Origin of the sequence: Ensifer sp. Root278 (assembly GCF_001429285.1) — a bacterium.
In the GTDB taxonomy this organism is placed as follows: Bacteria; Pseudomonadota; Alphaproteobacteria; order Rhizobiales; family Rhizobiaceae; genus Ensifer.
This window is the reverse complement of record NZ_LMJJ01000040.1, coordinates 213,378-238,714: the sequence shown is the minus strand read 5'-3', so window position 1 is coordinate 238,714 and position 25,337 is coordinate 213,378. Positions and strand designations below refer to the sequence as shown.

Annotated in this window: 24 protein-coding genes; 19 read left to right on the top strand and 5 right to left on the bottom strand. The window is 64.0% G+C overall.

All coding sequences use genetic code 11. The features are described from left to right. Positions 1 to 25: 25 nt before the first annotated feature. The 4 genes from ASE60_RS22985 to ASE60_RS22970 are packed head-to-tail and all read left to right on the top strand — an operon-like array spanning position 26 to position 5,172. A complete protein-coding gene (locus tag ASE60_RS22985; protein ID WP_057253305.1) occupies positions 26 to 1,615 on the top strand; it encodes an ABC transporter substrate-binding protein in 1,590 nt (529 codons plus the stop codon). After that, positions 1,615 to 2,724, top strand: a complete 1,110-nt coding sequence (locus tag ASE60_RS22980; RefSeq protein ID WP_057254364.1) for an ABC transporter permease — start codon at positions 1,615 to 1,617, stop codon at positions 2,722 to 2,724. The genes ASE60_RS22985 and ASE60_RS22980 overlap by 1 nt, the downstream gene beginning before the upstream one ends. Then, entirely contained in the window at positions 2,721 to 3,548 is an 828-nt protein-coding gene (locus ASE60_RS22975) for an ABC transporter permease (protein WP_057253303.1), read from the top strand. Before ASE60_RS22980 ends, ASE60_RS22975 begins: the two co-directional genes overlap by 4 nt. Beyond that, positions 3,541 to 5,172 carry an ABC transporter ATP-binding protein gene (locus ASE60_RS22970; RefSeq protein WP_057253301.1) on the top strand — a complete coding sequence of 544 codons (1,632 nt, stop codon included), beginning with the start codon at positions 3,541 to 3,543 and terminating at the stop codon, positions 5,170 to 5,172. The genes ASE60_RS22975 and ASE60_RS22970 overlap by 8 nt, the downstream gene beginning before the upstream one ends. A 259-nt stretch (positions 5,173 to 5,431) precedes the next feature. Here the strand turns inward: ASE60_RS22970 and ASE60_RS22965 are convergent, their stop codons facing one another. After that, positions 5,432 to 5,689: a hypothetical protein gene (locus tag ASE60_RS22965; protein ID WP_057253298.1), complete on the bottom strand. Its 258-nt coding sequence runs from the start codon at positions 5,687 to 5,689 to the stop codon at positions 5,432 to 5,434. Positions 5,690 to 5,838: 149 nt separating this feature from the next. Between ASE60_RS22965 and ASE60_RS22960 the strand changes: the two genes are divergently transcribed. After that, positions 5,839 to 7,269 (top strand): LuxR C-terminal-related transcriptional regulator, encoded by a 1,431-nt coding sequence (locus ASE60_RS22960; RefSeq protein WP_057253296.1) that lies wholly within the window; start codon positions 5,839 to 5,841, stop codon positions 7,267 to 7,269. Between the two features lie 10 nt (positions 7,270 to 7,279). Here the strand turns inward: ASE60_RS22960 and ASE60_RS22955 are convergent, their stop codons facing one another. Together ASE60_RS22955 and ASE60_RS22950 are read right to left on the bottom strand one after the other, a co-directional pair. Continuing rightward, positions 7,280 to 7,621 (bottom strand): PAAR domain-containing protein, encoded by a 342-nt coding sequence (locus tag ASE60_RS22955; protein WP_057253294.1) that lies wholly within the window; start codon positions 7,619 to 7,621, stop codon positions 7,280 to 7,282. A 59-nt stretch (positions 7,622 to 7,680) separates the two neighbouring features. Further along, positions 7,681 to 8,475, bottom strand: a complete 795-nt coding sequence (locus tag ASE60_RS22950) for a helix-turn-helix transcriptional regulator (RefSeq protein WP_057253291.1) — start codon at positions 8,473 to 8,475, stop codon at positions 7,681 to 7,683. 208 nt (positions 8,476 to 8,683) lie between these two features. Here ASE60_RS22950 and ASE60_RS22945 point away from each other — a divergent pair, with 208 nt between their 5' ends. From ASE60_RS22945 to ASE60_RS22915, 7 genes are all read left to right on the top strand, one after another. Continuing rightward, positions 8,684 to 10,240 (top strand): ABC transporter substrate-binding protein, encoded by a 1,557-nt coding sequence (locus ASE60_RS22945; RefSeq protein ID WP_057254362.1) that lies wholly within the window; start codon positions 8,684 to 8,686, stop codon positions 10,238 to 10,240. Positions 10,241 to 10,294: 54 nt separating this feature from the next. Further along, positions 10,295 to 12,289 (top strand): CocE/NonD family hydrolase, encoded by a 1,995-nt coding sequence (locus ASE60_RS22940; protein ID WP_057253290.1) that lies wholly within the window; start codon positions 10,295 to 10,297, stop codon positions 12,287 to 12,289. 120 nt (positions 12,290 to 12,409) lie between these two features. Further along, positions 12,410 to 12,904: an HPP family protein gene (locus ASE60_RS22935; protein ID WP_057253288.1), complete on the top strand. Its 495-nt coding sequence runs from the start codon at positions 12,410 to 12,412 to the stop codon at positions 12,902 to 12,904. Further along, positions 12,901 to 13,470, top strand: a complete 570-nt coding sequence (locus ASE60_RS22930) for a TetR/AcrR family transcriptional regulator (RefSeq protein WP_057253286.1) — start codon at positions 12,901 to 12,903, stop codon at positions 13,468 to 13,470. The genes ASE60_RS22935 and ASE60_RS22930 overlap by 4 nt, the downstream gene beginning before the upstream one ends. Before the next feature lie 124 nt (positions 13,471 to 13,594). Beyond that, on the top strand, positions 13,595 to 14,059 hold the full coding sequence (locus ASE60_RS22925; RefSeq protein ID WP_057253285.1) for an SRPBCC domain-containing protein: 465 nt from the start codon (positions 13,595 to 13,597) through the stop codon (positions 14,057 to 14,059). After that, positions 14,052 to 15,653, top strand: coding sequence for an MFS transporter (locus ASE60_RS22920; RefSeq protein WP_057253283.1), 1,602 nt, complete (start codon positions 14,052 to 14,054; stop codon positions 15,651 to 15,653). Before ASE60_RS22925 ends, ASE60_RS22920 begins: the two co-directional genes overlap by 8 nt. Positions 15,654 to 15,760: 107 nt before the next feature. Then, complete coding sequence (locus tag ASE60_RS22915; RefSeq protein WP_057253281.1) at positions 15,761 to 16,180, top strand: GFA family protein; 420 nt, start codon at positions 15,761 to 15,763, stop codon at positions 16,178 to 16,180. A gap of 28 nt (positions 16,181 to 16,208) precedes the next feature. Here ASE60_RS22915 and ASE60_RS22910 read toward each other — a convergent pair whose 3' ends face one another. After that, positions 16,209 to 16,610: an ACT domain-containing protein gene (locus ASE60_RS22910; RefSeq protein ID WP_057253279.1), complete on the bottom strand. Its 402-nt coding sequence runs from the start codon at positions 16,608 to 16,610 to the stop codon at positions 16,209 to 16,211. A 201-nt stretch (positions 16,611 to 16,811) separates the two neighbouring features. On the opposite strand from ASE60_RS22910, the gene msrA reads away from it, so the two are divergent. After that, positions 16,812 to 17,486, top strand: coding sequence for a peptide-methionine (S)-S-oxide reductase MsrA (gene msrA / locus ASE60_RS22905; RefSeq protein WP_057254360.1), 675 nt, complete (start codon positions 16,812 to 16,814; stop codon positions 17,484 to 17,486). Between the two features lie 56 nt (positions 17,487 to 17,542). On the opposite strand, the gene ASE60_RS22900 is transcribed toward msrA, so the two are convergent. After that, positions 17,543 to 18,466, bottom strand: coding sequence for an alpha/beta hydrolase (locus ASE60_RS22900; RefSeq protein ID WP_192494786.1), 924 nt, complete (start codon positions 18,464 to 18,466; stop codon positions 17,543 to 17,545). A 150-nt stretch (positions 18,467 to 18,616) separates the two neighbouring features. On the opposite strand from ASE60_RS22900, the gene ASE60_RS22895 reads away from it, so the two are divergent. From ASE60_RS22895 to ASE60_RS22870, 6 genes are all read left to right on the top strand, one after another. Next, a complete protein-coding gene (locus ASE60_RS22895; RefSeq protein WP_029742595.1) occupies positions 18,617 to 19,525 on the top strand; it encodes a LysR family transcriptional regulator in 909 nt (302 codons plus the stop codon). Between the two features lie 160 nt (positions 19,526 to 19,685). Beyond that, positions 19,686 to 20,846 (top strand): ABC transporter substrate-binding protein, encoded by a 1,161-nt coding sequence (locus ASE60_RS22890; RefSeq protein ID WP_057253277.1) that lies wholly within the window; start codon positions 19,686 to 19,688, stop codon positions 20,844 to 20,846. 223 nt (positions 20,847 to 21,069) lie between these two features. Beyond that, positions 21,070 to 22,068 (top strand): ABC transporter ATP-binding protein, encoded by a 999-nt coding sequence (locus ASE60_RS22885; RefSeq protein ID WP_057253275.1) that lies wholly within the window; start codon positions 21,070 to 21,072, stop codon positions 22,066 to 22,068. After that, the gene (locus tag ASE60_RS22880; protein ID WP_057253272.1) at positions 22,065 to 23,015 is read left to right on the top strand and encodes an ABC transporter permease; all 951 of its coding nucleotides are present in this window, start codon (positions 22,065 to 22,067) and stop codon (positions 23,013 to 23,015) included. Before ASE60_RS22885 ends, ASE60_RS22880 begins: the two co-directional genes overlap by 4 nt. Then, a complete protein-coding gene (locus tag ASE60_RS22875; RefSeq protein ID WP_057253270.1) occupies positions 23,005 to 23,820 on the top strand; it encodes an ABC transporter permease in 816 nt (271 codons plus the stop codon). Before ASE60_RS22880 ends, ASE60_RS22875 begins: the two co-directional genes overlap by 11 nt. A gap of 24 nt (positions 23,821 to 23,844) precedes the next feature. Next, positions 23,845 to 25,272 carry a gamma-aminobutyraldehyde dehydrogenase gene (locus ASE60_RS22870; protein WP_057253268.1) on the top strand — a complete coding sequence of 476 codons (1,428 nt, stop codon included), beginning with the start codon at positions 23,845 to 23,847 and terminating at the stop codon, positions 25,270 to 25,272. The last annotated feature ends 65 nt before the right edge of the window (positions 25,273 to 25,337 follow it).

Genomic DNA, 25,337 nt, shown 5'->3' with positions numbered 1-25,337 from the left:
TGCCGACAAAGAAGGGAACAGGGGAATGAGCGATTACAAGGATTACCTCACACAACAGGTCATGCTCGGCAAGATGAACCGGCGCGAGTTTCTCGGCCGCGCAGCCGCTGCCGGCATTCTCGCCTCGACGGCAGGCACGCTGTTCGCCACCAGCGCGGCGGCGCAGGAGCCGAAGCGCGGCGGCCATCTGAAGCTCGGCCTCGAAGGTGCCGCCGCCACCGACTCGAAGGACCCGGCCAAGGCGCTTTCGCAATTCATGTTCGTCGTCGGACGCAACTGGGGCGACATGCTGGTCGAAAGCCATCCGACGACGGGCGCACCGGTGCCGGCACTTGCCGAATCGTGGGAGCCCTCGGCCGACGCCTCGACCTGGACCTTCGCCATCCGCAAGGGCGTGAAGTTCCACGACGGCAAGGAGCTGACGCTCGACGACGTCATCAAGACGTTGCAGCGCCACACCGATGACAAGTCGGAATCGGGCGCACTCGGCGTGATGAAGTCGATCAAGGAAATCAAGGCCGACGGCGGCAAGCTCGTGCTGACACTCACGGAAGGCAATGCCGACCTGCCGCTGCTGCTGTCCGACTACCACCTTATCATCCAGCCGAACGGCGGTCTCGACAGTCCCGACGCGATGATCGGCACCGGCCCCTACAAGGTGACGAGCTTCGAACCCGGCGTTCGCGCCACCTTCGAAAAGAATGCCGACGACTGGCGCACGGATCGTGGCTATGTCGATTCCGTCGAACTGATCGCCATGAACGATGCGACGGCCCGCATCGCCGCCCTCTCCTCCGGCCAGGTGCACTTCATCAACCGAGTCGATCCGAAGACGGTCAACCTGTTGAAGAGGGCGCCCACTGTCGAGATCCTGAACACGTCGGGCCGCGGCCACTACGTGTTCATCATGCATTGCAACACGGCGCCGTTCGACAACAACGACCTGCGGCTGGCGCTGAAATACGCGATGGATCGCGAAACCATGGTCGAGCGCATCCTCGGCGGCTATGGCAAGGTCGGCAACGACTTCCCGATCAACGACACCTATGCCCTCTTCCCTGAGGGCATCGAGCAGCGCGCCTATGACCCGGACAAGGCGGCCTTCCACTACAAGAAGTCCGGCCATAGCGGCTCGGTGCTGCTGCGCACCTCCGACGTCGCCTTCCCAGGCGCGGTCGACGCGGCGGTGCTCTACCAGGAAAGCGCCAAGAAGGCCGGCATCGAAATCGAGGTCAAGCGCGAACCGGGCGACGGCTACTGGACAAACGTCTGGAACGTCCAGCCCTTCTCGACGTCCTACTGGGGCGGCCGCCCGACCCAGGACCAGATGTATTCCACCGCCTATCTCTCGAACGCCGACTGGAACGATACCCGCTTCCAGCGCGCCGATTTCGACAAGATCCTGCTCGAGGCCCGCTCCGAGCTGGACGAAGCGAAGCGTAAGGAGATGTACCGGACCATGGCGATGATGGTGCGTGACGAAGGCGGTCTGATCCTGCCGATGTTCAACGACTTCGTGAACGCCTCCACCAAGCAAGTGAAGGGCTACGTGCACGATATCGGCAACGACATGTCGAACGGCTATGTCGCAACCCGGGTGTGGCTGGACGCATGATGATGGAAAGCGGACCGCTCACTGGTCCGGTTCCGACGGACGGGAGCGCGGATGGAACCCATCCGCGCCCTGCCGAACTTTCCGGAGTACCAGCAAAACCCAACCCTGCGGATGGTGAAATCGGCGGCACCTTCTGGCGCCGCTTCACCTTCCGCCGCCCGCTCGCGGCGCTGATCCTGCAGCGCCTGGGCCTGAGCGTCGGCCTGCTCTTCGCCGTGTCGCTGATGATATCAGGCGGCATCGAGGCGCTTCCCGGCGACTTCGCCACCACCTATCTCGGCCAGTCCGCAACACCGCAGGCGGTCGAGAACATCCGCAAGGATCTCGGCCTCGACAAGCCCTGGACCGAGCGCTACCTGTCCTGGCTCGGCGGCGCCGTTCAAGGCGATTTCGGCACTTCCTGGGCCAGCAAGAATTCGGTCGGCGAGCAGATCGGCAAGCGCCTCGGCAATTCGCTGTTCCTCGCCTTCTTCGCAGCGCTCATATCCGTGCCGCTCGCCGTCGGCCTCGGCATGCTGGCGGTCCAGTTCCGCAACAGGCTGCCGGACAAGATCATCAACGTCGTGTCGCTCGCGGCCATCTCGCTGCCCGAGTTCTTCGTCGGCTATCTCCTGATCATGTTCTTCGCCGTCAAATACGGCATCGCGACCTTCCCCGCGACCGTCTATGACAGCATGAGCTTCACCGAACGTCTCTCGGCGATAGCACTTCCGGTCGCGACCCTGGTTCTCGTCGTGCTCGCCCACATGATGCGCATGACCCGAGCCGCGATCTTGAACGTCATGTCGTCGGCCTATGTCGAGACGGCGGAACTGAAGGGGCTCAGTGCCTTTCGCATCATCGCCAAGCACGCTGCTCCCAATGCCGTTGCGCCTGTCATCAACGTCATCGCCCTCAACCTCGCCTATCTCGTCGTCGGCGTCGTGGTGGTCGAGGTGGTCTTCGTCTATCCCGGCATGGGGCAATACATGGTGGATGCGGTGACCGTGCGCGACATGCCGGTCGTTCAGGCCTGCGGCCTGATCTTCGCCGCCTTCTACATCTTCCTCAACATGGCGGCCGACATTCTCGCGATCATCGCCAACCCGAGACTGAGGCATCCGCGATGAACCTGAGATCCATTCCCTTCAGCGCCTGGGTCGGCATCGCCGGCATCGCCCTTGCGATCTTCTGTGCCGTCTTCGCGCCCGTCATCGCCCCCTTCGGCGAACGCGACGTCGTCGGCGACATCTGGCTTCCGGCCGGCGGCGACTTCCTGCTCGGCACCGACAATCTCGGCCGCGATCTGCTGTCGCGTCTGGTCTATGGCGCCCGCACCACGATCTTCGTGGCGCTAGCGGCGACCGTGCTCTCCTTCTCGCTGGGCATGCTCCTGAGCTTCACGGCGGCCGTTGTCGGCGGCTTCACCGACCAGTTCTTCTCCCGCTTCAACGACCTGATGATGGCGATCCCGACGCTGATCTTCGCCCTCGTCGTTCTCGCCGTGCTGCCGCAACATCTGTGGATCCTGATCCTGGTCATGGCAGTGCTCGACAGCACCCGCGTCTTCCGCATCGGCCGCGCCGTGGCACTCGACGTCGCGGTCATGGAATTCGTCGAAGCCGCGAGGCTGCGCGGCGAAGGTTCGCTCTGGATCATCTTCCGCGAGATCCTGCCGAACACGCTGTCGCCGCTGCTCGCCGAATTCGGCCTGCGCTTCGCCTTCTCGATCCTGTTCCTCTCCACCCTCTCCTTCCTCGGCCTCGGCATCCAGCCGCCGTCCGCCGACTGGGGCGGCATGGTCAAGGACAACAAGGATGGCATCATCTTCGGCATTTCGGCGGCCCTGATCCCGGGCGCGGCAATCGCCACGCTGGCGATCTGCGTCAACCTCGTGGTCGACTGGCTGATGAAAAGAACCTCGAGCCTCAAGGGAGGACGCGGCGATGCCTGAGATGCTTTCCGTCAAGAACCTCAAGATCGAAGCGACCAGCTATCCGCCGGGCGAACCGCCCAAGGTCGTGACCCTCGTCGAGGGCGTCTCCTTCGACGTTGAGAAGGGCAAGGTGCTCGGCCTCATCGGCGAATCCGGCGCCGGCAAGTCGACCATCGGGCTTTCGGCGCTCGCCTATGGTCGCGGTGGCGTGCGCATCACCGGCGGCCAGGTCCTGCTCGACGGCAAGGACATCCTGACGCTCGACAAGAACGGTATCCGCTCGATCCGCGGCGCCCGCGTCTGCTACGTCGCGCAATCCGCGGCGGCGGCTTTCAACCCGGCCCACCGGCTTGGTGACCAGGTGATCGAGGCTTCGGTTCGCCACGGCATCATGAGCCGTGAGGAGGCGAAGAAAAGGGCGCTCTATCTGTTCCGGGTGCTGGGCCTCCCCAATCCGGAAACCTTCGGCGACCGCTATCCGCACCAGGTCTCCGGCGGCCAGCTCCAGCGCGCAATGACCGCCATGGCGCTTTGCCCCAATCCGGAGCTGATCGTCTTCGACGAGCCGACGACGGCGCTCGACGTGACAACCCAGATCGACGTGCTCGCCGCGATCAAACACGCGATCGAGGAGACGCATACGGCAGCGCTCTACATCACCCATGATCTCGCGGTGGTCGCCCAGATCTCCGACGACATCATGGTGCTGCGCCACGGCAAGACCGTGGAATACGGCACTACCAAGCAGGTGATCGAGGCACCGCGGGAGGACTATACCCGCGCGCTCGTCAGCGTCCGCCAGACCAAGCGCGACGAGGCGGCCGACCAGACCGGGGCGCAGTTGAAGATCGAGCATGTCAGCGCCGGCTACGCCAACGGCTTCAAGGTGCTGCACGACGTCTCGATGCATCTGCCCAAGGGCCAGACGCTGGCGATCGTCGGCGAAAGCGGCTCGGGCAAATCGACGCTCGCCCGGGTCATCACCGGCCTCTTGCCGCCGACCGAGGGCCGCATCAGCTTCGAGGGCAAGGAACTGCCGCGGGCCTTGAAGGGCCGCAGCAATGACGAGCTTCGCCGCATCCAGATGATCTACCAGATGGCCGACACGGCGATGAACCCGCGCCAGACGGTGCGCGACATCGTCGGCCGGCCGCTCTCCTTCTATTTCGGCATGCACGGCCAGAAGAAGTCGGAGCGGGTCAAGGAACTCTTGGACCAGATCGAGATGGGCAGCCGCTTCCTCGATCGGTATCCGGCCGAGCTGTCCGGCGGGCAGAAACAGCGCGTGGCGATCGCACGCGCCTTGGCCGCCAAGCCGGAGCTGATCCTCTGCGACGAGCCGACCTCGGCGCTCGACCCGCTGGTGGCCGAAGGCATCCTGAATCTGCTTTTGAAGCTTCAGGAGGAAACCGCTGTTTCCTATGTCTTTATCACCCACGACATCGCCATCGTCCGGGCGATCGCCGACAGCGTCGCGGTCATGCATCGCGGCCGCCTCGTGCGCTTCGGGCCGAAATCGAAGGTGCTGTCGCCACCCTTCGACGACTATACCGACCTGCTTTTGAAATCGGTTCCGGAAATGGAGATCGGCTGGCTGGAGCGCGTGCTGAAGACGCGAAGGATGGAAAGCGCCGGAAACTAAGGCAATTCCAGGAAAAGTGTGAAACGGTTTTCCGTCCGGAATTGCGCAATTTCAAACAGTTGGAGCAATTCGCTGTTTCAATGAAACAGTGAATTGCTCTAGGGCCATCGCGGAAAATGCGCGTTGCCTGTTGTGGGACGCAATCTGAAGGGAAGCCGGCTGCACAGAGGCGATCGGCTTCCCTGCCCCCAATGCTCGGTTTCCGGGATCCGCCGTGTCACGACCCGACGGGCGCAGTCACGCTTCGCATGAGCTCGCGTCAATGCTCCCAGAAATGCTTCTTGACCTCGGTATCGACCTGCTTTTCGGTCAGGCCGATATCATCGATCAACTCCGGCGAGTCGGCCGCCATATGGGCAAGCTGATCGCGGTAGTGCTGACGATCGTCCCACATGGCAAAGAGACGCTTCGGGTGAAACCACTTGGTGATGCGGCCATCGCCGGGCTCGGATGTCTGCTCAACGTCCTCGGATACGGAGTGGTAGAAGTCGGACATGCCTGACAGAAGCTTGCTCATGGTCGTCCTCCCGCGTGATGTTCAGCGCAAACTCTAGCCTCATAGGACTATGCGGCAATCGCACATGTGCAGTGTTTTGCTTCCAGCATTTGTAGTATTTTGCTGGAGCCGCAGCAGAACCGAACCGGTGAAACGACAAGGAGGCAGGTATGACCCGCATCCTGAGGCGTCGCTTTGTGCCTGCGATCCTGTCGGATCGCGAGCGTGCAGTCGCCGAACGCTTTGCTGCCGGCCTGACCTACCGCCAGATCGGCGAAGCGCTCTGCATCGCGCCATCGACCGTGCGCAGCCATCTCGCGACGATCTATGGCAAGCTTGGCGTTCGCAACAAGATCGCGCTGGCGTCAGAGATAGCCGGACCAAGGGAGTTAACGACCGCGGCACCGGCAGAGCAAGGGCCACCGGTCCTCGCCCTGTTCCCGATCGAAAGCCTGAACGAAGAGCGGCGCTGGCGCCGGTTTGCCGACGGCCTTTCGTCGGATATCTGCGTCGATCTCGCGCGCTACGCGGATCTGCCCGTTGTCGCCTTTCACACCATGAAGCTGCTCGGCAATCGTGCGGAGAGCTACGACGACCATGTCCAGGCCATCGGCGCGACCTATGCGGTGACCGGCCAAGTGCGCGCCGACGACCGGCAGGTGCGGCTGACGATCCAGCTCTCGGAAACGCGCTCCGGTATGACGCTCTGGAGCGAACGCTACGACCGGCCGATCGGAGACATACTCGCGCTTCAGGACGATTTGACGGAGAGCGTCGTCAACGCGCTGGCAGGCTGCTTCGGCAAGCTGGCCGCCCTCAGGCGCAATGCCAGCCGCAAGAAGGCCCCCTCGAACCTGCATTCCTACGATTACTATCTTCTCGGCGTCGAAGAGCTCAACCGGTTCAGCGCGGAAGGAAACGCCGCGGCAATTCACCTCCTCACGCGGTCGCTCGAATTGGACCCCGCACGGGTAAGGGCCTGGACCGAACTGGCCTATGCCTACTCCGTCCAGGCCTGCAACGGCTATGGCATCGACTTTGATACGACCATCGGGAACTGGCGATCGGCTATCGAGGAGGCCTTGCGCCTCGATCCGGCAAACCCGTTCGCCCATACCTGCCTTGGCGATCTCAAGGCGTGCCTCGGCGACCTCAAAGGTGCCGCCGACGCCCAGGCGCACGCGTTCGAGCACGGCAAGCACAATGCCGATACCCTGGCGCTCTTGGCCGGCAGCAAGGCTCTGGTGGCCGGAAATCCGGCCGAAGCGATGCCGCTAATCGAGAAAGCGTTGTCCCTCAATCCCTTGGCACCGCCCTGGTACTACGGCATGCTCGGTCGCGTGCTCTTCGTCATCGGCCGTCATGCGGAGAGCCTTTCGGCGCTGGGACGCAGTTCACAGGAATCGCCCAATACGCTGATGTTTCAGGCCATGGGACACGCCCGTATCGGAGAGACCGAAGAAGCGGCAAGCGCCGCATCACGGTTACGCACCGAGTTCCCGGACTTCTCCGTCGAGCGCTTCATCGCCGGTTACCCGGTCACCAACCCGCCGGCGCTCAAAGCCGTTCAGGAAGGAGCCCGGCTGGCGATGCTCGACTGACGGCGCAATCTCACTTCTGCCGGCAATCGACGTCGCCCACGCGCTGGGCGGCTTCGCCTTCAAACGTCACAGACGGTTCTGCCTTCGCGGCGCAATCGCCCTTGGCGCCAGCACCCGCGCGGAAATGCACGACCGGCTGACCCTCGATCATGATGCTCGGCACCACCTCGTAGAGTTCCGGCGGGCAATTGGCGACGTCGGAGAGCCTGAGCGCCGGCTGGCCGCCGATCATCACGCTGGAGGCGCCCGAAAGCGCGCAGGACGGGATCGGCGCCCGCGCCTCCTCGGCCATTGCAGACGGAGCCGGCACGGCGAACCAAAGGCAGGCGGTGACGGCCGCTACAGCTTTCATGATCTCTCCTCCAATTGTCCCCTTGCCGGTGCAAGCTATGACACGGCCGCGCCCCCGCCTCAATATTCGGTCGGCACGGTCAAAGGCTCGGCATCGGGCGTATCGAGGAAGGCGCGGACCGTCTGCGGCATGTGTCGCGAACCGAAGGAAAGCACGCCGCAGCGCGAGAGCATCTGGCGCAGATCCGGCTGAGCCCCAAGAGATCGCCAGATCATCCGAGACGCATAGGGCAGGTTCTCCTTGCGCCAGGAGACCCCCATGGTGGTGCCACGCAGATAGACGCGCTGGTGCACTTCGAAAGGCAGAAGGATCGTCTGCGCCAGCATCGGCTCGCGCCCGATGCTGCGCTCGGCGACGAAGATGCGGTTTCGCCAGAAGGTGACGAGACCGACATATTTCGAGAACTGCTGGATCTCGTTTTTCGGGTCGCGGATGCGCTCGATCGATTTCACCCGGATCGAGCCGGCCTCCTCGTAGATCCGGGCGCAGGAGCACACAACCAGCCCCGGCCAGGAGAGCGAAACATGGTAAGTCTGATAGTAGCCGATATGGCGCCTCAAGCCCGCGATGTCGCCGGGAAAGCCTTCGAGCAGCAGACCGGCGTCCGAGCGATCGCGGTCCGGTCGCGTCATGCGCGCCTCGAACTGTTTTGCCGGCAGCGCGAAGTCCTCGGCCGCCAGTCCGAAGAAGCGGGCGATGCGCGTGACATTGTGCGGTGACGGCCGCGCTTCGCCACCGATGTAGCGATTGAACTGCTGCCGGTTGATGCCGATCTCACGGCAGATCTGCGAGATCGAGCGCCGCGTCGAACAGGCAAAGCGAAGATTGGCCGAGAAGATGTCGATGTCCTGCACTGCGCTACCCGCCCTCACCTTGGCGCCAACCACCTTGATAGAAGCCGGCGGCGAAGGGATAGCGTAAAAGAGCGTAAAAAAGCGTCAAGTCGCGAAATTGTGCACGCGCCTGCAGCCATTAGGTTTCCTCGATAAACATTATACCAAAGGGAACCTTGAAATGACCGAATTCACGAAGCGACCCGACGGCCTTCTCGTCCCCGCGAGCATGGCTTCGACCGGCATCAGCCGGCGCGGCTTCCTGGCGGGTACCGCAGCGCTCGGACTTGCGGCCGGCCTCGGCGCAACGCTGGCGGCAGGCGACGCGCGCGCGCAGGAGCCAAAGCGCGGCGGCCATCTGAAGCTCGGCCTCAAGGGCGGCGCCACCACCGATTCGCTCGACCCCGCCGCCTATAGCGGTTCCGTCTCCTTCGTCATCGGTCACCTCTGGGGCGATACGCTGGTCGAATCCGACCCGAAGACCGGCGCGCCGCTGCCGGCCCTTGCCGAATCCTGGGAGCCTTCGGCGGATGCGTCGCAGTGGACCTTCAAGATCCGCAGCGACGTTAGTTTCCATGACGGCAGCAAGCTGACGGTCGCCGATGTCGTTGCGACCTTGAAGCGCCATGCCGACGAAGGCTCCAAGTCCGGCGCCCTCGGGCTGATGCGCTCCATCAAGACCATCGAGGAAAAGGGCGGCGCGCTGGTGCTGTCCTTGAGCGAGGGCAATGCCGACCTGCCGCTGCTTCTGACCGACTATCACCTGATCATCCAGCCGAAGGGCGGCGTCGACAACCCGGCCTCGCCCATCGGCACCGGCCCCTACAAGCTTGCAAGCTACGAGGCAGGCCTGCGCGCCACCTTCGAGAAGAACGCCGCTGACTGGCGCTCCGACCGCGGTTTCGTCGACTCGGTCGAGATCATCGTGATGAACGACACGACGGCGCGCATCGCCGCCCTTTCTTCCGGCCAGGTTCACTTCATCAACAACATCGACCCGAAGACCGTGCCGCTCTTGAAGCGGGCGCCGCGCGTCGAGATCCTCCGGACCGCGGGCAAGGGTTTCTATAGTTTCCTGATGCATTGCGACACCGCGCCCTTCGACAACAACGATCTCCGGCTGGCGCTGAAATATGCGGTCGACCGCCAGGCGATCCTCGACCGGGTGCTCGGCGGCTTCGGCACGCTCGGCAACGACTATCCGGTCAACGGCAACTACGCACTGGCGCCTGAGGGCATCGAGCAGCGGGCCTATGACCCCGACAAGGCCTCCTTCCACTTCAAGAAGTCCGGCCACGACCGGCCGATCCTCTTGCGCACCTCCGACGCCGCCTTCCCGGGTGCGGCGGACGCTGCCGTGCTCTTCCAGGAAAGCGCCAAGAAGGCTGGCATCGAGCTCGAAGTGCGGCGCGAGCCCGAGGACGGCTACTGGACCAATGTCTGGAACGTGCAACCCTTCTGCGCTTCCTATTGGGGCGGCCGTCCGACGCAGGATTCGCGCTACTCGACCTCCTATCTCTCGACCGCCGAATGGAACGACACGCGCTTCAAGCGCGAGGACTTCGACAAGCTCCTGCTTCAGGCCCGCTCCGAGCTCGACGATGCCAAGCGCAAGGAAATGTACCACAGCATGGCGATGACGGTGCGTGACGAAGGCGGCTTGATCCTGCCCGTTTTCAACGATTACGTGAACGCTGCCTCGGCTTCGCTCAAGGGCTTCGTCGACGACATCGGCAACGATCTTTCCAACGGCTATGTCGCAAGCCGCGTCTGGTTCGACAGCTAAGCAATTCCACGTTCGGAAGTGCCCGAAAGAACAAAGATAGAGTGCTAGAACGACATGTCAGAACGTGAATTCACTGTGATCGAAAACGAATGGATCCGGCTGAAAGACGGCACCCGGCTCGCCGCCCGCATCTGGATGCCCGCCGGCGCGGAAGCCGCGCCGGTTCCGGCCGTGCTCGAATACCTGCCCTACCGCAAGCAGGGCGGCACGAGTGTCCGCGACGAGTCCACCTATCCCGTCTTTGCCGCCGCCGGCATTGCCGGCGTGCGCGTTGACATCAGAGGCTCCGGCGAAAGCGATGGCGTCATCGATGGCGAGTACACGCCGCGCGAGCTTTCGGACGGCTGCGAGATCGTCGAATGGATCGCCGCGCAGCCCTGGTCCAATGGCAAGGTCGGCATGATGGGCATTTCCTGGGGCGGCTTCAACTGCCTGCAGGTCGCAGCCCTGAAGCCGCCGGCGCTGAAAGCCGTCATCTCCATCGCCTCGACGGTCGACCGCTACAACGACGACATCCACTACAAGAACGGCTGCCACCTATCCGCCCAGCTTTCCTGGGCGGCGACCATGCTCGGCTACCAGTCGCGCTCGCCCGACCCCGCAATCGTCGGCGACCGCTGGAAGGAAATGTGGATGGAGCGGCTGGAGAACGAGCCCTATTTCATGGAGGAATGGCTGAAGCACCAGCGCCGCGACGCCTTCTGGCAGCACGGCTCGATCGCGGAGGATTTCGGAAGCGTCGAGGTGCCGGCACTCGTCATCGCCGGCTGGGCCGACGGTTACCGCAACACGCCCTTGAAGGCAGTCGAAGGTCTCGGCGACCAGGCGAAGGCCCTGATCGGGCCCTGGGTGCACAAGTATCCGCATTTCGCCTTCCCGAAGCCGCGCGCCGATTTTCACGGCGAGGCGATCCGCTGGTGGAACCGCTGGCTGCGCGACGAGAAGAACGGCGCCGAGGACGGCCCGCAGGTGCGCGCCTATATCCTCGATGGCCCGCGCCCGTCGCTCCGGCGCGACAGCGATCCCGGCCGCTGGGTGGCGAAGGACGCCTGGGCATCGCCGGAGATGCAGCTTTTCGGCGTTTCCCATGACGGGCGGCTGACGCCTTCGGCCGGCGGCACCGGCATCGGCGAGATCTACCTGAAATCGCCGCTCGATACCGGGACGGCATCCGGCGAGTATTTCACCCTGAAGCCCGACGCCGAAATGGCCGGTGACCAGCGCATCGACGACGCCGGCTCGCTTGTATTCGAGACGGCGCCGCTGCTTGCCGCCGCCGACTATCTCGGCCAGCCGACGCTGACCGTCGATGTCAACTGCCAGGCGGCAACCGCCAACCTCGCCGTGCGCCTCGTCGACGTGCATCCGGATGGCACCGCGACCCGCGTCGCCTTCGGCGTCCTGAACCTTGCGCATCGCGACGGCAACGCCCAGCCGCGGCCAGTGGAACCGGGTCGCAAGACGCGGGTGACACTCGTGCTCGACGCCTGCGGCTATCGCTTCCGCGCGGGCAACCGCATTCGCGTGTCGCTCTCCACCTCCTACTGGCCGCTGATCCTGCCATCGCCGACGGAGCCGGGCCTCACGATCGATACATCAAGCCTGTCGCTGGCGCTTCCGCTGCTTGGCGCTCACCGCGAAATCGCCGTGCCCGAGCCGGAAAACCCCGATCCGCTGCCGAAATACCGCGAACTGACACGCGGTACATCGAGCCGCACCGTCGAGCGCGACATGACCCACGGCATGACCCACTACCGGATCTACGAGGACACCGGCCTCTCCGAACATCCTGAGACCGGCCTTGCCACCCAGGACATCCGCGACGAAACCTGGTCGATCGCGCCCGACGATCCGCTCTCGATGATCGGAACCTCGACCTGGACCTGTGTCGCCAAGCGCGACGGCTGGTCGGTGCGCACGGTCTCGACCTCGACGCTCCACTGCACCGAAAGCGAGTGGATCACCGAGGCTGAAGTCGTCGCCTATGAGGGTGACAGGCAGATCTTCGAGAAGCACTTCAAGAAGCGCATCCCTCGCGATTTCATGTGAGGTGCGCGCCAGGAACGGGCGGGCCGTTGGCCGCCGCCACGCCCGGTCCGGCAGCACTCTCTTGACTTCATCGGCAAGTCATTGTACCAATCGGTAAACACTTGACCGATTGGTACACAAATGCGCCACTTCTTCTCGCGTCACCAGCCTCCCGTTCATATCAACCGCGGCCTCATCGCCGGCATCGGCGGCCTTGTCGCCATTGCTGCCGTAGGCGCGCTCACCAATCTTGTCGGCCATCCCATGCTGATGGCGCCCTTCGGCGCCAGCTGCGTGCTGATTTTCTCGGTCGCATCAAGCCCTCTGTCGCAGCCGGCCAATGTCGTCGGCGGCCATGTCGTCGCCACCCTCGTCGGCCTGGTCTTGAGGGCCTTTTTCCCCAACGAATGGTGGGCGGTGGCGATCGCTGTCGGCGCGGCGATCGCGCTGATGGCGGCGCTGCGCATCACCCATCCGCCGGCGGGCGCCAATCCGCTCGTCGTCTTCGCCGCCGATCCCGGTTTCGAGTTCCTGCTCTTCCCGGTGCTCACCGGCTCGCTGATCCTCGTCGCGGTCGGCGCGCTGTTCCACCGCTTCGCCCGGGTCGAGTATCCGCTTGTGAGGAAACCGGCATGAGCCGCATCGTCGCCGAACGTCAGGACGTCATCGCCACGCTGGCGGAAATCTTCCGCGAGCATGGCTATGACGGCACCAGCCTCAGCCTGATCACCGAAAAGACCGGCCTTGGCAAAGGCAGCCTCTACCATTTTTTCCCCGGCGGTAAGGAGGAGATGGCCGAGGCCGTGCTCGGCGATATCGCCGCGTGGTTCCGCACCCACATCTTCGAAGCACTGCGCCACGCCGAAGATCCGGCGCAAGCGCTGGAGGCAATGTTTGCGGGCGTGGACAACTATTTCCGCCAGGGCCGCAGGCTCTGCCTGATGGGCGTGATCGCCGCAAGCGGCGCGCACGACCGTTTCGCTCGCGAACTCAACGGTTACTTCTCCGACTGGCGCGCCGATCTCGCTGCGACGCTTGAACGCGCCGGCACGCCAAAGGCGGAATGCAACCCGCTCGCCGAGGAAATCGTCGGCGGCATTCAGGGGGCGTTGATCCTCGCCCGCAGCCTTGACGATCCCGGCGCCTTCGGCCGGGTGCTCGCCCGGCTGAAGACGCGGTGCCTGCCCTTCCCGCCAAATTGACAAAAATCAGATCACCGCTTGAGCCTACCTTGACAAGCGCCTTCGCGCGCAGATATTAACCGATAAGTTAAATAACTCTACGGTTAAGGACTGGGCGCATTGGGGCGCCAAGCGAGGAGGCTTCATGACACCGGCGACCGCAAACGCAACGCGCAAGGACATCGGACTGGAAATCGTGCGCGACTTCGAAGCGCCGGTGAGCCTCGTCTTCAAGGTCTGGTCGACGCCCGAGCACATGCTGCGCTGGTGGGGACCGCGGGATTTCACGCCGCATTCGGTGAACATGGACTTCCGTCCGGGCGGCGCTTGGCGCGCCTGCATCCGCTCGCCCGAAGGCCAGGACTACTGGATGAGCGGCGTCTATCGCGAAGTGCGCGAGCCCGAAAAGCTCGTCTTCACCTTCGCCTGGGATGAAGACGGCGAGCCCGGCGCCGACACGCTGGTCACGGTTTCCTTTGCCGATATCGGCGGCCGGACACGGCTGACCTTCCAGCAAACACCATTCGAGACCGTCGAGGAGCGCGACTCGCACCAGGAAGGCTGGGGCGAGTGCCTCGAGCGGCTCAAGGATTACGTCGAACATGTCTGAGATCGCAAACCTGCAAAGCGCTGCTACGCCCGCCCCCCCTAGGGCGAGCCGGCGCGAATGGATCGGGCTCGCCGTGCTGGCCCTGCCCTGCATGCTCTATTCCATGGACCTGACCGTGCTGAACCTCGCGGTCCCGCAGCTGACCGAGGAGCTGAAGCCCTCCGCCGCCCAGCTTCTCTGGATCATCGACATCTACGGCTTCATGGTCGCCGGTTCACTGATAACAATGGGAACGCTCGGCGACCGCATCGGCCGCCGGCGGCTGCTGATGATCGGTTCGATCGCCTTCGGCCTCGCCTCGATCTTCGCCGCATTTGCCTGGAACGCCGAAACCTTGATCCTCGCACGTGCCGTGCTCGGCGTCGCGGCGGCGACGCTTGCACCCTCCACCCTCTCCTTGATCCGCAACATGTTCCTGGACGACAGGCAGCGCACTTTCGCAATCGGCGTCTGGCTTGCCAGCTTCTCCGCCGGCGGTGCCATCGGGCCCGTTGTCGGCGGCCTCATGCTGTCGCAATTCTGGTGGGGCTCGGTCTTCCTTCTCGCCGTTCCCGTCATGGTGCTGATCCTGGTTCTCGGACCGATCCTGCTGCCGGAGTTCCGTGATCCCGAGGCCGGTCGGATCGATCTGGTCAGCGCTGCCCAGTCGCTGATATCAGTGCTTTCGGCAATCTACGGCGTGAAGCATATCGCCGAGGCCGGGCTCGACACGACGGCGATCTTCTTCATCCTTCTCGGCATCGCCGTCGCAATCCTGTTTGCACGGCGCCAGCTCCGGCTTGCCGATCCCTTGATCGATCTGAGGCTGTTCAAGACACCGACCTTCAGCGCGGCGCTCGGCGTCAACATCCTCGGCATGTTCGTAGGCTTCGGCGCGTTCCTGTTCGTGGCGCAGTATCTGCAGCTCGTCCTCGGGCTTTCGCCTTTCGTCGCCGGACTCTGGTCGATGCCAACGGGCGTCGCGATGATCCTCGCTTCGATGGGGGTTCCGATGCTTGCCACACGCGTCGCCGCCTCCAACCTGATTGCCGCGGGTTTCGTGCTGGCGGCCATCGGTTTTGCGATCTGCACCCAGGTGGGCACGTCGAGCAGCCCGCTGCTCGTCACGACGGGTCTCGTCGTGCTCTGCCTCGGCTTTGCCTCGGTCGGGACGCTGACGACGGACATGATCGTCGGCTCGGCGCCGCCGGAACGTGCCGGCGCAGCCTCGGCGATCTCCGAGACCAGCTTCGAATTCGGCGGCGCGCTCGGCATTGCCGTGCTCGGCAGCCTGCTGACCTCGGCCTATCGCGGCCGCATGGACGGGCTGGTGGTAACCGGCCTGCCGGAAGAGACGATCGCCGCGGCCCGGCAGACGCTCGGCGGCGCGGTGGCCGTCGCCGCCGATCTACCGTCGGCTGAAGCCGAGCGTCTATTGACGGCGGCACGTGACGTCTTCACCCAGTCCTTCGCCTTCACCGCCTCGATCTGCGTATTCCTGTCGCTCGCCACCGCGCTCATGGCCTTCCTGCTCCTGCGCAAGGCGAGCGATGACGGCGACGGCAAGGCCACGGCGCTGGTCGACGAGGCAGCGCCCTCGGGCAACGTCGGATAACACCCGCGGCGCAAGTCGCCGCGGCATCAGAACGCAATCAACGCTGCACCCAGCAACGTGGGCCATCGGCCGGCGAACGGTGACATGCGCCCGAAGGGAGGAAACCGATGAAAAAGCTCTATCGCGGTAGCTGCCACTGCCGTGCCGTCACCTTCGAATGCCAGCTCGATCTCGCCCAGGGCGTTCGCCGCTGCAACTGTTCCTTCTGCGCAAAGACACGGATGCAGAAGGCCTTTGCCCTTCGCGAGGAGTTCGGGATCACCACCGGCAAAGACAAGCTCACGAGCTATCGGGCCGATAACTCGGGCTGGATCGAGGGCGACGTCGACCACTATTTCTGCAGCCGCTGCGGCGTCCGCCCCTTCTCGCGCGGCTACCACAAGGATTTTCTTGGCCACTTCTACGCAGTCAACGCCGCCTGCCTCGATGGCGTCAGCGACGCGGAACTGGGCGAAGCGCCCATCATCTACGAAAACGGCCGCGCTGACGACCATTTCAACCCACCGGAAGACACGCGCTTCATGTGAGGCGCGGTCCGCCGGGAGTTGTACCGCGTCAGGCGACGGTCAAGGCCCGCAGCGCGTCCAGCGCCCGTTCGGCATCCGCTTCCGGCACGAAGATGTGGTCGTGATAATAGGCCGCGATCACATTGGCGCTGATGCCCTCGCGCGTCAGCGCCGCCGAGACAGCCGCAGTCAGACCAATGGCTTCCAGCGCCGAATGCACATTGAGCGTGATGCGCCGAAGCAGCGGACCGTAATCGAGCCCCGCCTCGTCCGCAGCACTACGGGCAAGGACCAGCGTCAGCCCCTCGTCCTCGCGATAGGTGGCAAGCGGCTCCAGCATTTCGTAGCGCGCCGCATCCCGATAGGCGACGGTGCAGTAGACATAGGTCTGCGGAAACAGCACCGGGTTCATCGTCGCCAGGAGTTTTGCGAGGTCCGTTTCGCCAGCCATGACATCTTCCCCGTTTGCGCATCTGATCGGCTGAAGTGGTAGCGGATCGTCACGTTGGCGTGAAGCACGCGAACGCGATTTGACCATTGTCATTCCCGTGAAAACATGAAGTCATCAAGCGCCCGGAGTGGAAACCGGGTGGTGGAGGAAATGATGGCGTTGAGCAGCAAGTCGGCACATGCCTCTTACAGACCCCTCGGGATGCTGACGGCTACCTTCGCCGCGCTGCTGGCGGCGGTACCGCTCGCCGCCGCCCAGGAACCGGCCGTCGTCATCCCACCGCCCTCGCTCGACGAGAAAGTGTCCGGCACGACGGAGATCGCCGTCTTTGCCGGCGGCTGCTTCTGGGGCGTTCAGGGCGTTTTCCAGCATGTCAAAGGCGTGAAAAAAGCCGTTTCGGGCTACTCCGGCGGCAGCGCCGCGACCGCCGACTACGAGACGGTCAGCGGCGGCAAGACCGGCCACGCGGAATCAGTGGAGGTCATCTACGATCCGCGCGAGGTGACCTATGGAGGACTGCTGCAGGTCTTCTTCTCCGTCGCCCACAACCCGACACAGCTCAATTACCAGGGCCCTGACCATGGCACCCAATACCGGTCGGCGCTCTTTGCCGTCACGGATGAGCAGAAGCGCATCGCCGACGCCTATATCGCCGAACTCGGCAAGTCACGCGCCTTCCCCGCGGCGATCGTTACGGAAGTCTCACCCTTTAGGGGATTCTACGCCGCCGAGGACTATCATCAGGATTTCCTGACGCGAAATCCGACGCACCCCTATATCGTCTACAACGACATGCCGAAGATCGAGAACTTGCGGGCGCTCTTCCCGCAGGCCTTCCGGGCAAACCCCGTGCTGGTGTTCAAGGCGAAAAGCTAGCACTGATAGAAATAGCGTGACGCAGCTTTCCGCCCGGAACGGCAACGCACCAATTGTCAGCGGGTTCCTGCAAGTACCGCCACGCCCTCGGCCAGCCGCCGAAACCCTTCCCGCGCGCCCTCGCTCATGTGCCGCGCCCGCAGCCAGGCGTGGATCATCTGCGGCTCCTCGCGGAAGGTGACGTTGACGCCGGCCGTAGCAAGGCGCGCGGCATAGATCCGGGCGTCATCGCGCAAGGGATCGAAGAAGGCGCCGGTGATATAGGTCGGCGGCAAGCCCGAGAGATCCTTTTCCGCCAAGGGCGCTGCGAAGGGATTGTCGGCAGGCGCCTGCAGGATCTTGCGATAATAGCTGGTATCGGCGGTCGTCAGCCCCGGTGCTTCGGCCATCTCCACATAGGAGCCGGACACGAGGTCGCCACCGAGACCCGGATAGATCAGCACCTGGCCGACGATGCCGGCGAGCGCCTCCGCTCGCGCCTTGAGCACGATGCCGGCCGTGAGATTGCCACCGGCGCTGTCGCCGGCAACGACGACCGGGCGACCATCGGCGAGCAACTCCTGCAGCACCGCATAACAATCCTCGAAGGCCGCTGGCCAGACATGCTCGGGCGCCAGGCGATAATCGACCGATACCAGCTCTGCCCCAGCAAAATCCGCCAGCTCGGCGCAGATCGCATCATGGCTGTTAAGCGAACCGACGACGAAGCCGCCGCCATGGATGTAGTAGATGCGGGTCTTCGTCGAAACGGTCGCCGGCCAATAGCGCCAGATCGGGATGCGGCCATCGACGAGCCTATCCTCGCGGGTGAGACCGGCCGGGCTCGGCGCATCGAATTCGGCGCAAAGCGCGTCGTACCATTGGCGCTGCTGCTCGATCGAGGCATCGACCGCATCGGCCGGATAGAACGCCTCGCAGCGGCGGTGAAAGGCGAGGATCCCCTCCTCCGTCGGCATCGGCCGCTTCGTCATCTGGTCCACATCGTCCTCCTCTCATCCCGCTTTCGCGCCAGCTTAGCATCGGCACGCCCGCTCCCTGTTCGAAAACCGACATGACAGGAAAAAATCACCGACCGATCCGCTTGCGTTTCGGCGCTTGCCAGCCCTGCCCCGCACCTATTAACTCGCGCCATGGCCTTCACATTTCGACAGTTGCAGTATTTCGTCGCCGTCGCCGAGCAGGGTTCGATCACCCGTGCGGCGCAGAACCTTTCGATCTCGCAATCCTCGATCACCGAGGCGATCAAGGAGCTCGAAGGCGATCTCGGCGTCGAGCTCTTCGACCGCCATCCGCGCGGCCTGTCGATCACCCATAACGGCCACCAGTTCCTGCGCCACGCCACCAAGATCCTCTCCAATGTCTCCGACGCCCGACGCAGCTTTTCCGACAGCCGCGAGGAAACCGGCGGCAAGCTCAATCTTGGGGTCACCTCGCTTGTTGCCGGCTACGTGCTCTCCGATCTCTTGGCCCGCTATCGCCGCGCCTGCCCCGGCGTCGAGGTCAGCGCCATCGAGGACAACGGCTCCTATCTCGAACATCTCTTGATCGGCGGCGAGCTCGACGTCGCCGTCATGGTCATCTCCAACCTGCGCGATCGCATGGCGCTGCAGGCCGAAATCCTCGAGACATCGCCCTATCGTCTCTGGCTGCCGATCGGCCACCCTCTGGTCAGCGCCGACATCATCTCCGTCAGCGATATCGCCAAGGAACCGCTGATCATGCTGACGGTGGATGAAATCGAGGAGAACACCGGCAAATTGCTGTCGGCACTCGGCGCCCGCCCGCATGTGGCCTTCCGCACCCGCTCGGTGGAAGCGGTGCGCAGCCTGGTCGCAACCGGCGCCGGCATCGCGCTCCTGCCCGATCTCGTCTACCGCCCGTGGTCGCTTGAAGGTGACCGGATCGAAAGCCGCGACGTCTCCGGCGCGCTTCCCGTCGTGCAGGTCGGCATGGTCTGGCGCAAAGGCTCCGGCCTGCCGCAATCGGCGCGCGATTTCGTCGGCATCGCCGAGGCGCTTCGAAGCGCCCGCCCGCGTTAACCCACTGGATTTGTTTGCTTTCAGGCCGCTTCTGAGCGTTGATATCGGAAAAACCGAAAGCGACATTCTGTTTAATGAATTTGCGAATGCGGAGAAATCAAGGCACGCTTCATTCTGGGAACGAAGCCGTAAAATGCGGCTCAAAACTGGGAGAATTCAGATGAAGCAGATGCTTAAATCCTGCACGGCATTGACCCTGTCGCTTGGCCTTGTTGCCCCGGCATTCGCGCAGGAGCCGCTGAAGGAACTCGGCAAGGGTGAAGGCGAACTCTCCATCGTCGCCTGGGCCGGCTACATCGAGCGCGGCGACACCGACAAGAACTACGACTGGGTCACGGATTTCGAAAAGCAGACCGGATGCAAGGTCTCGGTCAAGACGGCCGCCACCTCGGACGAAATGGTCGCGCTGATGAATGAAGGCGGCTTCGACCTCGTCACCGCCTCCGGCGACGCCTCACTGCGCCTCGTTGCCGGCAAGCGCGTCCAGCCTGTTAACACCGATCTGATCCCGAGCTGGAAGACGATCGACGAGCGCATGCAGAACGCGCCGTGGTTCACGGTCAACGGCGTTCATTACGGCGTACCCTATGTCTGGGGCCCGAACGTGCTGATGTACAACAAGGACGCCTTCAAGGGCGAAACGCCGAAGAGCTGGAATGTCGTCTTCGAGGAAATGAACCTGCCCGACGGCAAGTCCAACAAGGGCCGCGTCCAAGCCTATGACGGTCCGATCCATGTGGCCGACGCCGCCAACTACCTGATGGCCCACAAACCCGAGCTCGGCATCAAGAATCCCTACGAACTCAACGAAGACCAGTACAAGGCGGCCCTCGATCTGCTTCGCGGCCAGCGCAAGCTGGTCGGCCGCTACTGGCACGACGCGATGATCCAGATCGACGACTTCAAGAACGAAGGCGTCGTCGCCTCCGGCTCCTGGCCGTTCCAGGTCAACCTGATGGAAGCCGAAAAGCTGCCGATCTCTTCGACCATTCCGGAAGAAGGCGTCACCGGATGGGCGGATACGACCATGCTGCATGCCGAAAGCGCCCATCCGAACTGCGCCTATATGTGGATGGAGCACTCGCTGTCGCCGAAGGTGCAGGGCGACGTCTCCGCCTGGTTCGGCGCCAACCCGTCCGTCGGTGCCGCCTGCAAGGGCAACGACCTTTTGACCGACGCCGGCTGCAAGACCAATGGCTATGAGGACTTCGACAAGGTCAAGTTCTGGAAGACGCCGGTTACGAAGTGCGAAAGCCAGGGCGAATGCGTGCCCTATCACCGCTGGGTCTCCGACTACATCGGCGTGATCGGCGGCCGCTGAGCCGTCGCGACCACATCGCAAGCATCGCCCCTCACCCTAGCCCTCTCCCCGCACGCGGGGAGAGGGAACGCCCCCGGCCAAGCCTCGGGCGTGACCTTTGAGGCAAGACGCCCGCCACGAGTCCCCTTCGCCCCGCCTGCGGGGAGAAGGTGCCCGGCAGGGCGGATGAGGGGCGCTTCCCCTCACCGCGGGGATGAGGGGCCACACTTTCCGGAGTACTTCAATGACCACCGCCGTTCTCTTCGACAATGTTTCCCGCCACTTCGGCGCCGTGCGCGCCGTCGATGGCGTGAACCTCGAAATCGCCGAGGGCGAATTCTTCGCCATGCTCGGTCCCTCCGGCTCGGGCAAGACCACGTGTCTCCGCCTGATGGCCGGCTTCGAGCAGCCGACCGGCGGCCATATCGAGATCTTCGGCGAGACGGCCGAGGGCGTGCCGCCCTATCGGCGTAGCGTCAACACGGTGTTTCAGGACTACGCCCTCTTCCCGCATCTCTCGATCCTCGACAACGTCGCCTACGGGCTGATGGTCAAGGGCGTCGGCCGCGAGGAACGCCGCAAGGCAGCCGAGGACGCGCTCGCCATGGTCAAGTTGCCGGGCTACGGCACTCGCCGCCCCGGACAACTCTCCGGCGGCCAGCGTCAGCGCGTGGCGCTCGCCCGGGCGCTCGTCAACAAGCCCAAGGTGCTTTTGCTCGACGAACCGCTCGGCGCGCTTGATCTGAAGCTGCGCGAGCAGATGCAGGAGGAGCTGAAGAGCCTGCAGAAATCGCTCGGCATCACCTTCGTCTTCGTGACCCACGACCAGGGCGAGGCGCTGTCCATGGCCGACCGCATCGCCGTCTTCAACGATGGCCGCATCCAGCAGCTCGGCAGCCCCGAAGACGTCTACAAGCAGCCGAAGACGCGGTTCGTTGCCGATTTCGTCGGTTCGTCCAACGTGCTGCCGGAAAAAATCTGCCAGCGGCTCGGTTTGAAGGCACCCTCCGCCAGCCTGCGCCCGGAGGCGATCTCCATCTCCACCCCGTGGACCGGCGCGCTCAGCCTTTCGGGCACCGTCTCGGCCCATAGTTTCCTCGGCGCCGTCAACCGCGTCGTCGTCGATGTCGATGGGGCCCGTGTCGCCGTCGCCAGCCCCGCAGCGCTCACCGTGCCTGCGGTCGGCAGCCCCGTCACCATCAGCTTCGCCGCCGACGAGCTGCACCCGATGGAGGACGCATGACCGCCTTTGCCGAACCCCTCGTTCTGCCCGAGCGCCGCGGCCCCGCCGGCCGCCTGTCGGACTTTTTCTGGAAGCACCCGCATCTGCTGCTGACGGTGATGCTTGCGCCGCCGCTGCTCTGGCTCGGCGTCGTCTATCTGGGCTCGCTCTTTGCGCTGTTGCTGCAGAGCTTCTTCTCGATCGACGATTTCTCCGGCCTGATCAATTACGAGTTCACGCTGGCGACCTATCGCCAGCTTTTGAGCGAAACCAATCTCGACATCATCCTGCGCACGGTGACGATGGCGGCAACCGTCACGCTCGCTTCCGCCGTCATCGCCTTCCCGATCGCCTATTACGCGGCGCGCTACGCGCAGGGAAAATGGAAGGTGCTCTTCTATCTCGGCGTCATGCTGCCGCTCTGGTCGAGCTATCTGGTCAAGATCTACGCCTGGAAGCTGATCCTCGCCAAGGAAGGCATCCTCACCTGGATCTTCGAAAAGCTGCACCTGCTCTGGCTGCTCGACGGTTGGCTGTCGCTTCCCGTCGTCGGCGGCAACTCGCTCTCGGTCAGCTATACCGGCACCTTCATCGTCTTCGTCTATGTCTGGCTGCCCTTCATGATCCTGCCGATCCAGGCAGCGCTCGAGCGCGTACCGGGCAACCTGATTGAGGCTTCCTCGGATCTCGGCGGCACGCCGGCGCAGACCTTCCGTCACGTGCTCTTTCCCTTAGCGCTGCCGGGCATCGTCGCCGGCTCGATCTTCACCTTCTCGCTGACGCTCGGCGACTACATCATCCCGCAGATCGTCGGCTCGTCCCGGCTGTTCATCGGCCAGGCGGTCTATGCTCAGCAGGGCACCGCCGGCAACATCCCGCTCGCCGCCGCCTTCACGGTGGTGCCGATCGTCATCATGGGCGCCTACCTGTTTGTGGCCAAACGCATGGGGGCTTTCGATGCGCTCTGATCGCTTGAACCGCTCGCCGATGGGCTTGAAGATCGCGGCCGCCGCCGGCCTTGCCTTCCTGCACCTGCCGATCCTATTGATCTTCCTCTACGCCTTTACGACGGAGGAAAAGAGCTACCAGTTCCCGCCGCCGGGGCTGACCGCGCAATGGTTCGCCGTTGCCTGGAACCGGCCCGACGTCTGGGCGGCGCTGACGCTCTCGGTCAAGGTCGCCGCGATAGCCACGTCGGTGGCGCTGGTGCTCGGCACGCTCTGTGCGGCCGCCGTCAGCCAGACGCGCTTCTTCGGCCGCGAGACGATCTCGCTGCTTGTCATCCTGCCGATCGCGCTTCCCGGCATCATCACCGGCATTGCGCTGCGCTCCGCCTTCTCGATGGCCGATATCCCCTTTTCCTTCTGGACCATCGTTCTCGGCCACGCGACCTTCTGCATCGTCGTCGTCTACAACAATGCGGTCGCCCGCTTCCGGCGGATATCAGGCTCGCTGATCGAAGCCTCGATGGATCTCGGCGCCGACGGCTTCCAGACCTTCCGCCACATCATCCTGCCGAACATCGGCACGGCGTTGCTCGCCGGCGGCATGCTCGCCTTCGCGCTGTCCTTCGACGAGGTGATCGTCACCACCTTTACCGCCGGCCAGCAATCGACCCTGCCGATCTGGATGCTCGAAGAGCTGATCCGCCCGCGCCAGCGCCCGGTGACCAATGTCGTCGCCATGGTCGTGGTGCTCGTCACCTTCCTGCCGATCCTCGGCGCCTACTACCTCACCCGCGACGGCGACCAGATCGCCGGTGCCGGCAAATAACTCGACTATCAAGGGAGAACAGACATGGACACCCAACTGCTGATCGGATCGCGCTTCGAAGCCGGCACCGAGGCCGACGAACACATCCTGAACCCGCGGACGGGCGGCAAGATCGTCGACCTGCCGGAAGCCTCGCATACCCAGGTCGAGGCGGCTGTCGACGCCGCCGAGCAGGCTTTCACCAGCTGGTCGCAGACCACGCCGGCCGAGCGCTCCAACTATCTGCTCAAGATCGCCGATGCGATCGAGAAGGATGCGGACGGCTTTGCAGCCCTTGAGGCGCTGAACTGCGGCAAGCCGATCAACGCGGTGAAGAACGACGAACTGCCGGCCATCGTCGACTGCTGGCGCTTCTTCGCCGGCGCCGTGCGCAACCTGCATGCGCCGACAGCTGGCGAATACCTGCCCGGCCACACCTCGATGATCCGCCGCGACCCGATCGGCATCGTCGGCTCGATCGCCCCCTGGAACTATCCGCTGATGATGATGGCCTGGAAGCTGGCGCCGGCAATCGCCGGCGGCAATACCGTCGTCTTCAAGCCCTCCGAGCAGACGCCGCTAACGGCGCTGAAGCTTGCCCGCGTGCTCGCCGACATCCTGCCGGAAGGCGTCGTCAACGTCATTTCCGGCCGTGGCGAAACCGTCGGCAATGCGCTGATCAACCATCCGAAGATCTCTATGGTCTCGATCACCGGCGACATCGCCACCGGCAAGAAGGTGCTGGCGGCCGCCGCCAAGACCGTCAAGCGCACGCATCTGGAGCTCGGCGGCAAGGCCCCTGTTATCGTCTATGACGACGCCGATCTCGAAGCGGTGGTCAATGGCATCCGCACCTTCGGCTACTACAATGCCGGCCAGGACTGCACCGCCGCCTGCCGCATCTATGCCGAAGCCGGCATCTACGAGAAGCTGGTCGCCGACCTTACCTCCGCCGTCTCGACCATCCGCTACAATCTTGCCGACGACACCGAAAACGAGATCGGCCCGCTGATTTCGCGCCGCCAGCGCGATCGCGTTGCAAGCTTCGTCGAGCGTGCCGCCGACCAGAAGCACATCGAGATCACCACCGGCGGCAGCGCCGGCAGCAGCGATGGCTTCTTCTTCCAGCCGACCGTGGTCGCCGGTGCCACCCAGGAGGACGAGATCGTCCGCCGCGAAGTCTTCGGCCCGGTTGTCTCGGTCACCCGCTTCACCGGCAAGGACGATGCGATCGCCTGGGCCAATGACAGCGACTACGGCCTCGCCTCCTCCGTCTGGACCAAGGACATCTCCCGGGCGATGAAGGCAGCCTCGCGGCTGCAATACGGCTGCACCTGGATCAACACCCATTTCATGCTGACCAACGAGATGCCGCATGGCGGCGTCAAGCAATCGGGCTACGGCAAGGACATGTCGGTCTATGCGCTCGAGGACTACACCGCCGTTCGCCACATCATGATCAACCACGGCTGAGGCGCACACGCGCCTGAGCTCGGCTCGCATATCGCATGCAAACGAAAACAAACGGGAGAAGTTTG